14 protein-coding genes are annotated in these 13,301 nt (G+C 71.1%); 9 read left to right on the top strand and 5 right to left on the bottom strand.

Translation table 11 applies throughout. From position 1 onward, the window contains the following. Nucleotides 1-210: transposase (locus ACPEH2_RS15045; protein ID WP_423719024.1), on the bottom strand; the 210-nt coding region annotated here is incomplete at its 3' end. 69 nt (nt 211-279) lie between these two features. Here ACPEH2_RS15045 and ACPEH2_RS15040 point away from each other — a divergent pair. The 5 genes from ACPEH2_RS15040 (at nt 280) to rpsO (ending at nt 4,600) form a co-directional block, all read left to right on the top strand. Continuing rightward, on the top strand, nt 280-1,398 hold the full coding sequence (locus tag ACPEH2_RS15040; RefSeq protein ID WP_423719023.1) for a PrsW family intramembrane metalloprotease: 1,119 nt from the start codon (nt 280-282) through the stop codon (nt 1,396-1,398). 220 nt (nt 1,399-1,618) lie between these two features. Further along, complete coding sequence (locus ACPEH2_RS15035) at nt 1,619-2,182, top strand: YceI family protein (RefSeq protein WP_064003157.1); 564 nt, start codon at nt 1,619-1,621, stop codon at nt 2,180-2,182. Nucleotides 2,183-2,222: 40 nt separating this feature from the next. Continuing rightward, complete coding sequence (locus ACPEH2_RS15030) at nt 2,223-2,591, top strand: FKBP-type peptidyl-prolyl cis-trans isomerase (RefSeq protein WP_064003158.1); 369 nt, start codon at nt 2,223-2,225, stop codon at nt 2,589-2,591. Between the two features lie 78 nt (nt 2,592-2,669). Further along, on the top strand, nt 2,670-4,205 hold the full coding sequence (locus tag ACPEH2_RS15025) for a M15 family metallopeptidase (RefSeq protein ID WP_359920744.1): 1,536 nt from the start codon (nt 2,670-2,672) through the stop codon (nt 4,203-4,205). Nucleotides 4,206-4,330: 125 nt separating this feature from the next. Beyond that, on the top strand, nt 4,331-4,600 hold the full coding sequence (rpsO, locus tag ACPEH2_RS15020; RefSeq protein WP_018187174.1) for a 30S ribosomal protein S15: 270 nt from the start codon (nt 4,331-4,333) through the stop codon (nt 4,598-4,600). Nucleotides 4,601-4,682: 82 nt separating this feature from the next. Here the strand turns inward: rpsO and ACPEH2_RS15015 are convergent, their stop codons facing one another. After that, on the bottom strand, nt 4,683-5,693 hold the full coding sequence (locus tag ACPEH2_RS15015; RefSeq protein ID WP_217531399.1) for an isopenicillin N synthase family dioxygenase: 1,011 nt from the start codon (nt 5,691-5,693) through the stop codon (nt 4,683-4,685). A 59-nt stretch (nt 5,694-5,752) separates the two neighbouring features. Next, nucleotides 5,753-6,262, bottom strand: coding sequence for an Lrp/AsnC family transcriptional regulator (locus ACPEH2_RS15010; RefSeq protein ID WP_311289751.1), 510 nt, complete (start codon nt 6,260-6,262; stop codon nt 5,753-5,755). 119 nt (nt 6,263-6,381) lie between these two features. Here ACPEH2_RS15010 and ald point away from each other — a divergent pair, with 119 nt between their 5' ends. After that, entirely contained in the window at nt 6,382-7,479 is a 1,098-nt protein-coding gene (gene ald, locus ACPEH2_RS15005) for an alanine dehydrogenase (RefSeq protein ID WP_359920748.1), read from the top strand. 6 nt (nt 7,480-7,485) lie between these two features. On the opposite strand, the gene ACPEH2_RS15000 is transcribed toward ald, so the two are convergent. Next, the gene (locus tag ACPEH2_RS15000; RefSeq protein ID WP_359920751.1) at nt 7,486-8,607 is read right to left on the bottom strand and encodes an acyltransferase family protein; all 1,122 of its coding nucleotides are present in this window, start codon (nt 8,605-8,607) and stop codon (nt 7,486-7,488) included. 142 nt (nt 8,608-8,749) lie between these two features. Here ACPEH2_RS15000 and ACPEH2_RS14995 point away from each other — a divergent pair, with 142 nt between their 5' ends. Together ACPEH2_RS14995 and ACPEH2_RS14990 are read left to right on the top strand one after the other, a co-directional pair. Then, nucleotides 8,750-9,946 carry an LLM class flavin-dependent oxidoreductase gene (locus ACPEH2_RS14995; protein WP_359920866.1) on the top strand — a complete coding sequence of 399 codons (1,197 nt, stop codon included), beginning with the start codon at nt 8,750-8,752 and terminating at the stop codon, nt 9,944-9,946. Then, the gene (locus ACPEH2_RS14990) at nt 9,943-10,587 is read left to right on the top strand and encodes an FMN reductase (RefSeq protein WP_064003163.1); all 645 of its coding nucleotides are present in this window, start codon (nt 9,943-9,945) and stop codon (nt 10,585-10,587) included. Before ACPEH2_RS14995 ends, ACPEH2_RS14990 begins: the two co-directional genes overlap by 4 nt. Nucleotides 10,588-10,592: 5 nt before the next feature. Here the strand turns inward: ACPEH2_RS14990 and ACPEH2_RS14985 are convergent, their stop codons facing one another. Next, nucleotides 10,593-11,189, bottom strand: a complete 597-nt coding sequence (locus ACPEH2_RS14985; RefSeq protein ID WP_359920754.1) for a DedA family protein — start codon at nt 11,187-11,189, stop codon at nt 10,593-10,595. Between the two features lie 150 nt (nt 11,190-11,339). Between ACPEH2_RS14985 and ACPEH2_RS14980 the strand changes: the two genes are divergently transcribed. Further along, entirely contained in the window at nt 11,340-13,295 is a 1,956-nt protein-coding gene (locus ACPEH2_RS14980; RefSeq protein ID WP_359920757.1) for a glycosyltransferase, read from the top strand. Nucleotides 13,296-13,301: the final 6 nt, after the last annotated feature.

The following is a 13,301-nucleotide window of genomic DNA, read 5'->3' as shown; positions in this document are numbered from 1 at the left end:
CCCGGCCCACCGGTTGAACCGCTTGTAGATCGAGTTCCACTTCCCGAACCGTTCCGGAACGTCACGCCACGGCGCACCGGTCCGGTACTTCCACGCCATCCCCTCGATAGCGAGCCGGTGATCCGTCCACGGCCGCGACCGACCGGTCACCGTCGGCATCAACGGCTCCATCACGGCCCACACCTCGTCAGAGATCTCCTGTCGCGTCACCGTTCAAGACTCACCCACCGAGGAGCGCAACCTCTTGATCAACACGCCCTAGCGCAGCCGACCCATTCGATGCCGGCGACGCCCCCGCCGGGTCCGCCGCGCCGGGACCTGCCCGTGCCCACGCCGGGAGCCGGGCGGACGATCCTCTGGATCGTGGGCATCGTGCTCGTCTTGGTGGCGCTCGGCCTCGCGGCCTACTTCCTGACCTTCCTCGGCCCCGTCGCCGCGGTCGTCGCGGGGGTCCTGGCGCTCGTCCCGCTCGCGCTCGTCCTGGTCGCGGTCCGGATCATCGACCGCTGGGAGCCGGAGCCCAGCGGCCTGGTGGTGTTCGCGCTCGCGTGGGGGGCGGTGGCATCCGTCGCCCTCACCCTGGCGGTCGACCTCGTCATCGGTCTCGTCGTCCCGCAGGTGCCGGAGACGTTGTCGGCTGTCGTGCAGGCGCCGATCGTGGAGGAGCTCGCCAAGGGCGCGGGGGTGCTGCTCGTCTTCGTCGCCGCGCGCCGCGCCTTCGACGGACCGGTGGACGGTGTCGTCTACGGCGCCCTCGTCGGGGCGGGGTTCGCCTTCACGGAGAACATCCTCTACTTCGCCGACAGCCTCATCACCGAGGGTGTCGAGAGCGCCGCCTACACGTTCTTCCTCCGTGGGGTCCTGTCGCCGTTCGCGCACGTGATGTTCACGGCAGTGACGGGGTACGCGCTCGGCCGGGCCGCGCGGATCGGGCTCCGCGGCTCCGCGGCGGCACCGCGGTGGCTCCTCGGAATCGTCGGGGCCATCGCTCTGCACGCCCTCTGGAACGGTTCCGCCGTGTTCGCCGACTTCTTCGCCCTCTACACGACACTCCAGGTACCGCTGTTCGTGCTGTTCATCGTCGGTGTCGTCCTGCTGCGACGCGAGGAGGCACGGTTGACCCGCGCGCGACTCGGCGACTACGCCGCGGCGGGGTGGTTCTCGCCCGGCGAGGTCGACATGCTGGCGACCCGCGCCGGTCGCGCGCGTGCGGTCGCCTGGGCGCGGACGCTGCCGGGGGACCGGTCCGCGGCGATGCGGCGCTTCATCGCCGAGGCGACCTCGCTGGCCGCCGCGCGGCAGCGCGTGGTGACCGGCCGCGACCCTGCGGCCGCCGTCGACGAGCGCGTTTACCTCGAGCGCGCCACGCGGGCCCGAGCCGACGTCCTCGCCCGCTGAGGGGACTGCCGGAGAAAAGACTCAGCGCCCGGTGCCGCGGCGATGCCTGCGAGTCTTCCGGGCGCTGAGTTGGCTTGGAGAAATGATCCCGCTCACTCCCGACGCTGTCAAGACCCCCGCCCGCGGCAGGTTTTTCCATTCAGGGGAATAGGATCGGATGCGGCGACGTTTTGCCCTCTCGACCGCCGGAGCACTCCGGACCCCCAGACGAAGGACCACCATGACCGACTCCACCGCGACCCTCGACATCCCTGGCTACAAGGCGGGGACCTGGATCCTCGACGCCTCGCACAGCGAGGTCGGCTTCAGCGTCCGCCACATGATGATCTCGAAGGTCCGTGGCCACTTCAACGTCAAGGAGGCGACCCTCGTCGCCCCGGAGAACCCGCTCGAGGCCACTCTCGAGGCGAAGGTCGACGCGGCATCGCTCGACACCAAGGACGAGGGCCGCGACGGTCACCTCCGCAGCGCCGACTTCTTCGACGTCGAGACCTACCCCGAGATCACCTTCACGTCGACCGGTGTGCGCGTCGAGGGCGGCGACTTCCTCGTCGACGGCGACCTCACGATCAAGGACGTCACCAAGCCCGTCACCTTCGAGGTCGACTTCGGTGGCTTCGGCACCGACCCGTGGGGCAACTACAAGGCGGGTGCGACGGCGAAGACCGTCATCAACCGCGAGGACTTCGGTCTGACCTGGAACGCGGCGCTCGAGACCGGCGGCGTGCTCGTCGGCAAGGACGTCACCATCGAGCTCGACCTCCAGGGTTCCGTCCAGGCCTGACGGCTTTGACCACGGAGAGCGCCTCGGGTTGGATGGACTCATGACTGCAGACCGCACCAAGCCCGAGATCGACGCGCCTCAGGGTCCCGCACCCGCTGACCTGGTCGTCCGCGACCTGATCGAGGGGGACGGTGCCGAGGCGAAGCCCGGCGACACCGTCACTGTCCACTACGTGGGCGTCGAGTACCTCTCCGGTGAGGAGTTCGACTCGTCCTGGAACCGCGGCGAGAGCATCCAGTTCCCGCTCCGCGGCCTGATCCAGGGATGGCAGGACGGGATCCCGGGGATGAAGGTGGGCGGCCGGCGTGAACTCGTCATCCCGCCGCACCTCGCGTACGGTCCCGCCGGTGGACACTTCCTCGGCGGCAAGACGCTGATCTTCATCATCGATCTGCTCGACGTCGCCTGATCCGACGTCTCACGTGTGGCCCGGCCGTTCCTCGGTCGGGCCACACGTGCGCCCGGGCTCTGCCCTAAGGTGAGCACCATGGGGAACGAACGCCCGCGGGCACGGTGGACGGCGGTGCTCGCCGCGGCGGTACTCGCGCTGACCGTGGTCCTGACGCCCGGCGCGGCATCGGCGCAGACCGCGGCGCCCACCGGCACGCCCTCGCCCACGCCGACCCAGGCACCGACACCCACCCCGACACCGACGGCATCCCCGTCCCCGGCGGTCACGGTCCACGGCTACTACCGCACGCCGTGGTCCACCGACCCGCGGGTCTACCGCACCCGGACGGACGGCAGCGTCACCGCGCTGTCGAGGGAGCAGTGGAAGGCCGCTGGGAGTCCCCGCATCCGCACCCTTCCCGTCACCTATGGGCGGGTGACGTGGTCCCCTCAGGTGTACGCACTGATCACCTGGCCGGACGGCACGGACGACCGCGGTGTCGACAAGGTCGTCGCGCTCGATCGGACGTCGTTCGTGAGCGCCGGCTCGCCGAAGGTCCGCCTGATGGGACATGTGCCGACGACGCGCTACTTCCGCTACCAGTCCGGGCCGTCGGACCTTTACGCGCGCACGCCCGACGGGAAGACGAAGAAGATGACGTCGGCGGAGCGGCGCGCGGCGGGTTCGCCGCGCGCGGGCTCCGTGGTGGCCGGCGGCTGGTACCGCGCCGCCTGGTCGCCCGCCGTGCATTTCGTCCGCACGAACGGATCGCACCGGGTGATCACGGCCGCGGAGTACCGGCGCGCCGGGAAGCCGCAGGTGGCGCGCGCTCCGGTCGTCTACGCCAAGACGGCATGGTCCCCGATCGTCTACGGCCTCGTCACGTGGCCGACCTCGACCGGCGACCGGAGCATCGACACCGTCGAAGCGCTCAGCGCGGCCGAGTACGCGCGGGCGGGCCGCCCCAAGACGACCATCCGCTCGCGGATCCCCGGCGATTCGTTCGTGCGCCTGTCGACGGGGTCCTCGATCCTCCACCGCATGGACGGCTATCTGACCCCGGTGACGACCGCGCAGTGGCGTTCCGCGGGGTCGCCCGCGGTCCGCACCGTCGCCCCCGGCAAGCCGATGTACATCCGCGGCATCCTGATCGTGAACAAGTCGATCCCGTTGCCGTCCTCCTACGGCAACGGGCTCCGTCCGGAGCTGACGAGCGCCTGGGCGAGGATGCGGGCCGACGCCAGGAAGGACGGCGTCTCGCTCTCGATCATCTCGGGCTTCCGCTCCTACGCCTCGCAGCAGAGCGTCTTCGCGAGCAAGGTCCGTCAGCACGGCAGGGCGGAGGCCGAACGGCGCTCGGCGCGACCCGGCCACAGCGAGCATCAGACCGGTTTGGCCATCGACGTCAATTCGATCTCGCAGTCCTGGGGCGAGACCCGCGCCGGCCGGTGGGTGGCCGCGAACGCGCATCGGTACGGCTTCATCGTGCGGTACCCCCGAGGCGAGGAGAAGGTGACCGGCTACCGCTGGGAGCCGTGGCACCTGCGGTACGTCGGCACGGGGGTGGCGACGCATCTGAAGAAGACCGGCCTCACGCTGGACGAGTACCTCGGTGTGACCTCGCGCTACTGACGGCGGGCGGTGACCTCGGTCCCCGTCGTGTAGACTCCTGTGGTTGCCGTTCGATCGGCCGCGGATAAAGAGAGCCCACGCATCAGGCGTCGGGCGCCGCGCAACGAAGAGGAAGGGGATCACCTATGGCACTGGAAGCAGACGTCAAGAAGGCGATCATCGAAGAGTACGCGACGCACCCCGGTGACACCGGATCCCCCGAGGTGCAGGTCGCGATGCTGACGCAGCGCATCAAGGACCTCACCGAGCACCTCAAGGAGCACAAGCACGACCACCACTCGCGTCGTGGGCTGTTCCTGCTCGTCGGTCAGCGCCGCCGTCTCCTGGGCTACCTCCAGGACGTCGACATCAACCGTTACCGCTCGCTCATCGAGCGCCTCGGCCTCCGTCGATAAGGCACCGCACCCAGCGTTCAATCGCGCAAAACATTCTTGAGAAGGCCGCCCCACGGTGTGGGGCGGCCTTCGTCGTTCCGGATCAGGCCCGCGCGGCGACGAGGTCGGGGTGCCAGATCGCGGCGACGTCCGGGTGCGCCCGCAGCCGCGACTTGAGCGCGTTCTCGCCGTGGAGCCCGTGGATGGGGTTGCGCGGGTCCTGCGACACCCCGCGCGCCTGCGCGGCCAGGTCGGCCGGGAGGTCGATCGCGGGCAGCTCGGCGTCGAGTGACGGGTTGAAGAAGAACGGGACCGAGATGCGGTCCTCGGGTGCCCGGGGCGAGACGACGCGATGGTTGGTCGCGGTGAGGTACCCGCCGGTGGCGTGTTCGAGCAGTTCGCCGATGTTGACGACGAAGGATCCCGGAACGGCGGGTGCGTCGATCCATTCGCCGTCGCGCTCGACCTGCAGGCCGCCCTTGCCGGGCTCGACCCACAGCAGCGTGACGACACCCGCATCCTTGTGCGCACCGACGCCCTGCTGGGGCTCGGGCGCAGCGGACCCCGGGTAGCGGACGATCTTGAGCAGGGTCTGCGCCTCGCCGAAGTGGTCGTCGAAGTAGGTCGCGGGTGCGCCGAGGGCCTCGGCCCACGCGCGCAGGAGCGTCCGGGCCACGTCCGACAGGATCGTCGTCCACTCCTCGGCGATCCCGCGGAGTTCGGGCTGGGCGCTCGGCCACAGGTTGGGTCCGACGAGCGCGGCGTAGGCGGGGGCGTCCGGGTCGGTCACCGCCGGGCGCTCCGGTCCGATGTCGATCTGCTCGCGCCAGTCCACGAGGCCCTGCGTGCGCTCGCCGCCGATACGCGTGTACCCGCGGAAGTGCGGGCTCTTCACGTTCTCGATCTCGAGCTTCGCCTCGTCGGGCAGCGCGAAGAAGGTGCGCGCGGCGCGGTGGAGGCGGGCCTCGAGTTCGGGGGAGACGCCCGTGCCGGTGAGGTAGAAGAACCCGACCTCGTGGGTGACCCGGCGCAGTTCGGCACGGAACGCGTCGGCGGCCTCGGGCCCCTGATCGAGCAGTGAGAGGTCGAGGACGGGGAGGCTCTGAGCGGACATGGTCCGAGGATAAGCAGGCCGCCCCGGCGTGCCGCCCAATGTTGCGGGTCGTTACCGGCTCAGTGGAACGGGGCGGCGACGCGATTGCGGTGGTAGTCGAAGATGATGCTCGTCCGGGTGTTCGCGACGCTGCGCTGCGCGGAGAGGTGCTCGACGACGAAGGCCCGCACCTCGCTGGAGTCCGCGACGGCGATGTGGATGAGGAAGTCGTCCGACCCGCCGAGGAAGAACATCTGGATGACCTGGGGGAGCCCGCGCACCTCGTGGGCGAACTCCGTGATGCTCTCGTGGCGCGAGCCGGGTCGCAGCGTCACGTGCACCATCGCCTGGAGTCCCGCACCGACGACCCGCTGGTCCACGCTCGCGTGGAAGCCGGTGAGGACCCCGCGCTCCACCAGCGCGCGGGTGCGGGCGTGCGCGGTCGACGGTGCCACCCCGATGCGGGCGGCGAGTTCCGCGTTCGTGAGCCGCGCATCGGCGGCGAGGGCGTCGACGATCGAACGATCGACCTCGTCGAGGTCGACGGCGGGTCGAAGATCCTTCGCCCGGTCGTGCGAAATAGCCGTCATTCCGTCTCCTTCTTCCGTCCCCAGGCCATCTTCACCGAAGGATGTTCCGTTGTCACACGTTCGTCACGAATCATCTGCAGGATGAATCCACATCACTCGCCGACGAGGAGCGTGCCGCCATGCGCATCGGGGTCCCCACTGAGATCAAGAACAACGAGAACCGGGTGGCGATCACCCCCGCCGGTGTGGACGCCCTCGTCTCCCGCGGTCATGAGGTCCTCGTGCAGTCCGGGGCCGGCGCGGGCTCCCGCCTCTCCGACGACGCCTTCGCGGCGGCCGGTGCGACGATCACGCCGGACGCCGAATCGACCTGGGGCGACACCGAGCTCGTGGTGAAGGTCAAGGAGCCCATCGCCGCCGAGTACGGTCACCTCCGGGGCGACCTCACCCTCTTCGCCTACCTCCACCTGGCCGCGGACCGACCGCTCACCGACGCCCTCATTGCGGCGGGAACCACCGCCGTGGCGTACGAGACCGTGCAGGCCGCGGATCGGTCGCTGCCCCTCCTGTCGCCCATGAGCGAGGTCGCCGGCCGGATCTCCATCACCGTCGGCGCGCACACGCTCATGAGTGCCGCAGGCGGCCGCGGCACCCTCCTGGGCGGGGTCGCCGGGACGCCGAAGGCAAAGGTCGTCGTCATCGGCGGCGGGGTGGCCGGCGAGCACGCGGCGGCGAACGCCCTCGGGATGGGTGCGAACGTCACCGTCATCGATGTCTCGCTGCCGCGGCTGCGTGAGCTCGAGAAACGGTATGCCGGCCTGCACACCCGCGCCTCCAGCCGGTACGAGATCGCGGAGCAGGTGGCATCCGCTGATCTCGTCATCGGATCGGTCCTCATCCCGGGTGCGGCGGCGCCGAAGCTCGTCACGCTCGACATGGTGGCGGGCATGAAGGCGGGCGCGGTCCTCGTCGACATCGCGATCGACCAGGGCGGCTGCTTCGAGGGTTCGCGTCCGACCACGCACGACGACCCCACGTTCGCCGTCCACGACGCCGTGTACTACTGCGTCGCGAACATGCCCGGCGCGGTGCCCGAGACCTCCACGCGCGCCCTCACGAACGCAACGCTGCCCTACGTCACGGCGCTCGCCGACAAGGGGTGGGATGCCGCATCGGCGGCCGATCCCGCGCTGGCCAAGGGACTGAACGTGCGAGCGGGGCGGGTCGTCAACGAGGGCGTCGCCGCGGCGTTCGGCCTGTCGTTCGCCCCCGCCTGACTCCTCTCAGGTACTGGGCGTCCCGCTCGGCGCGCCCGGCCGCCGCGACCCCGTCGGGTCGTTGCGCCGTCCGTCGCTCCGCGTGAGGTCGGGGTCGGCGAAGAGCCATCCGGGGCGCGGTTCGATCAGCGGGCGGAAGACGCGGCGGACCGGTCGGGACGCCAGGAGCACCGTGATCGCCACCGACAGGAGGGCGACGAGCGGCAGCCACAGCCACGTCGGATCGAGTCCGCGCAGCACCCCCGATTCCCGGAACGGGTAGAGCACGAAGGAGTGCAGGAGGTAGACGTACATCGTGTACCGTCCGATCGAGGTCCAGCGGTACTGGCCGCGGGGGATGAGTGCGAAGAACGAGACGCTGAGCACGAGCGCGAGGGCCATGAGCAGCAGTCGCACGCCGCCCGCCCACCACTGCCATCCGACGAGATCGACGTAGTTCTCCTCGTAGAAGAGCCACTGGCTGAGGTTCATCTCCTTCAGCGGGCCGACGAACACCCACGCGCAGACGCCGGCGGCGGCGAGGATCGCCGCGGCGGCCAGACGCAACGACAGTCTCCGTCGCTGCAGCAGCCCGTGGCGTTCGAGGATGCGGTGATGGCTGAGCCACCATCCCAGGGTGAAGAACGGCAGCAGCCCGAGCGTGCGCGAGAGCGACAGCGTCGCGTCCACGTTGGGGAAGTAGCCCGCCGTGATCGAGATGACGAGCGTCCAGAGCAGCGGCATCCGGAGCAGTGCGAGGTACGGCAGCACGAGCCGGAAGATGGCGAGGGCGAGCAGGAACCAGAGGGTCCACGACGGCTGGGTGAGGTTCGGGTTCGCCTGGCCCTCGACGAGGAACTTCGTCAGCGTCCACAGGCCCTCGAAGATCACGTACGGCACGACGATGTCGGTGAGGAGACGGGTCATCCGTCGTCTGCTCGGCGGGTCGGAGCGCGAGAAGTAGCCCGAGATGAGCGCGAACGCCGGCATGTGGAACGCGTAGATCAGGAAGTAGAGGCTCTGCGCGATGTCCGAGTCGTACGTCAGTCGCTGGATGGCGTGCCCGAGGACGACGAGCAGGATGCAGGCGGCCCGGGCGTTGTCCCAGATCGGGATGCGGCGGGTGCGGCCCGCGGCGGCGGTACTCATCCGGGCCAGAGTACCCGCGGGAATAACGTGGACACCACGGCGTTGACACCGGTATATTCACTTGCATGAATCGGGCGCGATCCGTCCGGGAATCGAGAGGGACACCGTGAGCGACACCAGCAGCACCACCACCTGGCCCGGGGTGCAGTTCGGCATCTTCACCGTCACCGACATCACGCAGGACCCCACCACGGGTCACACGCCGAGCGAGCGAGAGCGCATTGCGGCGACCGTCGAGATCGCCAAGCACGCCGAAGAGGTCGGCCTCGACGTCTTCGCCATCGGCGAGCACCACAACCCGCCGTTCTGGTCGTCCTCGCCGACGACGACGCTCGCGTACATCGCGGCGCAGACCGAGCGCCTCATCCTCTCGACCTCGACGACGCTCATCACGACGAACGATCCCGTGAAGATCGCTGAGGACTACGCGATGTTGCAGCACCTGTCGGGCGGTCGCATGGACCTCATGCTCGGGCGCGGCAACACCGGTCCCGTCTACCCCTGGTTCGGCAAGGACATCCGTCAGGGCGTGCCGCTCGCGATCGAGAACTACGCCCTGCTCCACAAGCTGTGGCGTGAGGACGTCGTCGACTTCGAGGGCACGTTCCGCACGCCGCTGCAGGGCTTCACCTCGACGCCGCGGCCGCTCGACGGTGTGCCGCCCTTCGTGTGGCACGGCTCGATCCGCACGCCCGAGATCGCCGAGCAGGCCGCGTACTACGGCGACGGCTTCTTCGCGAACAACATCTTCTGGCCCGCCGAGCACTACCAGCGCCTGATCGGCCTCTACCGTCAGCGCTGGGAGCACTACGGCCACGGGGCTCCCGAGACGGCGATCGTCGGCATCGGCGGTCAGGCGTTCATGGCGAAGAACTCGCAGGATGCCGTCGCGCAGTTCCGCCCGTACTTCGACAACGCCCCCGTCTACGGCCACGGCCCGTCGATGGAGGACTTCACCGAGATGACGCCGCTCACCGTCGGTTCGCCGCAGCAGGTGATCGACCGGTACGCAGGCATGCGCGACCTGTTCGGCGACTTCCAGCGTCAGCTCTTCCTCGTCGATCACGCGGGGCTTCCGTTGAAGACCGTGCTCGAGCAGCTCGACTTCCTCGGCGGCGAGGTCGTGCCGGTGCTCCGCAAGGAGCTGGCGAAGGATCGGCCGGCCATCGTCCCCGATGCCCCCACCCACGCGGCGCGGGTGGCCGCCACGTACGGTGACGGTCCGGTCCGTGAGGCCCGCCCGCGCGCGAACCGCGGCGACAACCTCTCCGGCCCGAGCCCGTACCAGGACACCCCGGCTCCCGTCGGCGCCGCGTTCGGTCTGGGCGGTGCTCGATGACCGCCCGTCGCATCGCGGTCGTCTCGGCGGGGCTCTCGAACCCGTCGTCGACGCGGATGCTCGCCGACAAGCTGGCGACCGCCGTGCTCGCGGACCTGCGGGAGCGGGGGGTGGAGGCATCCGTCGACACCTTCGAGCTGCGCGAGTATGCGCACGACATCACGAACAACCTCCTCACCGGGTTCGCCCCGCCCGCCCTCGAGACGATGATCAACACGGTCGTGTCGGCCGACGCGCTCATCGTCGTGACGCCGATCTTCTCGACGAGCTACTCGGGCCTGTTCAAGTCGTTCATCGACGTGCTCGACCCCGACGCGCTGCAGGGCAAGCCCGTCCTCATCGGGGCGAACGCGGGGACGGCGCGGCACTCGCTCGCGATCGACTACGCGATCCGTCCGCTGTTCGCCTACCTGCACGCCGAGGCGGTCTCGACCGGTGTGTTCGCCGCGTCCTCGGACTGGGGTGCCCGCGCCGACGACGTCTCGCCGCTGTCGGCTCGCATCGAGCGCGGCGCACGGGAACTGGCGGATGCTGTGACGCGGCGCCCGGCCGGCGAGACGCTCGACCCGTTCGACCCCGAGTCCTACCTCGGCAAGGGCGGCTCGTTCGGTCACCTGCTCGGTGGTCTCACGGGGGAGTGACCCTGTCAGCGTGAGCGGCGGCCCGTCCAGCGGGCCGCCGCCGCGTCGATCGTCACGCCCAGGATGATCGCAACGGCGATGGAGACGATGACGGCCAGCGCGGGGCTCCCCGGCAGGAGACCGCCGACAGCGGCACCCACAACCGCCTGGTAGAGCGCCCAGACGGTCGCCGCGACCGCGACCGCACCCAGGTACCGGGCCGCGGGCACCCTCGTCGCTCCCGCGGTGAGGTTGACCGCGAGCCGCGCGAAGGGGATGAACCGCGCTGTGAACACCACCGTCGCCGTCCCGCGCGACAGGCGGGCTCCCGCCCACTCGAACGCGGCATGGATGCGGCGGTGCCGCATCCATCCCCACCGCTCCACGCCGGCGAACCGTCCCACGCCGTAGCAGAGCGCGTCGCCGCAGAAGGCGGCGACGGCGGCCACCGCGACGACGGCGGCGAGCGGGGGCGTCCCGGTGGCGGCTGCGAGCGCTCCCGCCGCGGTGACGGCCACCTCGCCCGGGACGACGACGAGGACGGCGTCGGCGAGGACGAGGGCGAAGAGCGCCGGCAGCGCCCACGGGCCCGCCGCGACGCTCGTCAGCAGATCGGCGAACACGGCGCCTGTGTAGCAGGCGGGGGTGAACGACGCGCGAACGGGGGACGGCGCGGAACCGGTCGGTGGACGCGCGGGGAGGGGTGGATGAACACTCCGCGATCCGGGCCTTCCGCGCTGTGTCAGGGCTCCGCCGCCCGTCACCCTGGTGCTGTGAGAGTCGCGGTCGTCACCGAGTCCTTCCTCCCGCACATGAATGGGGTCACCGGATCCGTCCTGCAGATCCGGGATCATCTCGAACGACGCGGGCACGACGTGTTCGTCATCGCGCCCGCCGCCGGACGCCGGGAGCTCGGGATGCCGGGCCGCGCCGTGCCGTCCGTCCCGCTGCCGCGGTACCCCGCCGTCCGTCTCGCCGTGCCACCGGTCGCCTCGCTCGCCCGCGACCTCGCCCGCTTCGACGCGGACGTGGTCCACCTCGCCTCGCCGTTCCTGCTCGGGTGGCAGGGGCTGCTCGCCGCGGAGGCGCGCCGGCTGCCGAGCGTCGCCGTGTACCAGACCGACGTCGTCTCGTACGCGGGGAGGTACGGGCTCCCGCAGGGGGCCGCCCTGGCCGAGGCGCACGTGCGCCGGCTGCACCGCCGTGCGACCCTCACCCTCGCCCCCTCCGCGTCGGCGCGCGCGCAGCTCGAGGGGTTCGGCGTCGACCGCGTCGCGCTGTGGGGACGCGGCGTCGACGGTGCGCGGTTCACGCCGAACCGACGCGACGAGCGGTGGCGGCGGAGCGTCGCCCCCGGCGAGGTGATCGTCGGGTACGTGGGGAGGCTGGCTCCCGAGAAGCAGGTGGAGGACCTCGCCGCGCTGCGGGGGATCCCCGGCATCCGTCTCGTCATCGTCGGGGACGGGCCTGCGCGACCGGTCCTCGAGCAGCTCCTGCCGGACGCGGTCTTCCTCGGCCACCTCGACGGCGACGCGCTGGCGACCGCGCTCGCGTCGTTCGACGTCTTCGTCCACCCCGGCGAGAGCGAGACTTTCGGCCAGACGATCCAGGAGGCGCAGGCCAGCGGCGTCCCGGTCGTGGCGACGGGGGCCGGCGGTCCCGTCGACCTCGTCCGCAGCAGCGTCGACGGGTGGCTCTACCGCCCGGGCGACGCGGACGACCTGCGCGCGCGGGTCGCCGACCTCGCCGGCGACGGCGCGAAGCGGCGCGCCTTCGCCCGCGCCGCCCGCGACGCGGTGTCGGGACGCACCTGGGAGGCGCTCGCGGACCGCCTCGTCGAGCATTACGACCGTGCTGCGATGCTGCACCGGACGGATGCCGGGCGCCGGGCCCTCGCGTGGCCCCGCCCGGACGTCGCCGCCCCGGGCGCCGCGGACGGGCGCTCCTGGTCCCGATACGTCGCGCTGGGGGACTCGATCACCGAGGGCCTGTGCGATGCGTCCCGCATGCCGCGGGGAGCGTTCCGCGGATGGGCCGACCGGCTCGCGCACCTGCTGGCGCTGAGCGGCGGGGAGCGTCCTGCCTTCCGTTACGCGAACCTGGCCGTCCGCAGTCGCCGCGTCGCGCACCTCGTCGAGGAGCAGCTGCCCCGCTGTCTCGAGATGCGCCCCGACCTGGTGTCGGTGCTGATCGGCGCCAACGACCTCACGCAGGTGCGGTGCGACCCGGTCGCGCTGGCCGCGCAGGTGGAGGACGCCGTGACCCGCCTCCGCGATGCGGGGTGCGACGTGCTGCTTGCGACGGTCTTCCTCCCGGACAGGTGGGCGGCGGGCGTGTTCACCCGACGCTTCGCCGTCTACAACGCGCACCTGCGCCGGGCGGCCGCGCGCACCGGCGCGATCCTCCTCGACCTCGCGGCCCTCCCCGAGCTGTCGCGCGTCGAGCTCTGGGCCGACGACAAGGTGCACCTGCGCTCGCGGGGGCATCGCTACGTCGCCTATCGCGCCGCCGAGGCGCTCGGCATGCCCGACGCCGAGGCGCTCGCCGGTCTCGACGAGGCGTTCCACGTCGACGAGGAGCCCCCGGCCGGCTCGTGGCTGCGCCGCGATGCGCTGCCGTGGGTGTGGCGCCGGCTGCGGGGCCGGACGGCCGGGGACGGGCTGACGGCGAAGGTCCCGGACTACGTCCTGGTCGGCCGTCCCGGCGGGCGGGCCGGCGTGCAGCGCTGAACGGCG

It is taken from the genome of Microbacterium sp. NPDC064942, assembly GCF_049545525.1.
GTDB classification, from domain to species: domain Bacteria; phylum Actinomycetota; class Actinomycetes; order Actinomycetales; family Microbacteriaceae; genus Microbacterium; species Microbacterium gawkjiense.
The sequence above is the reverse complement of the archived record's forward strand: the minus strand, read 5'-3'. Positions and strand labels throughout refer to the sequence as shown.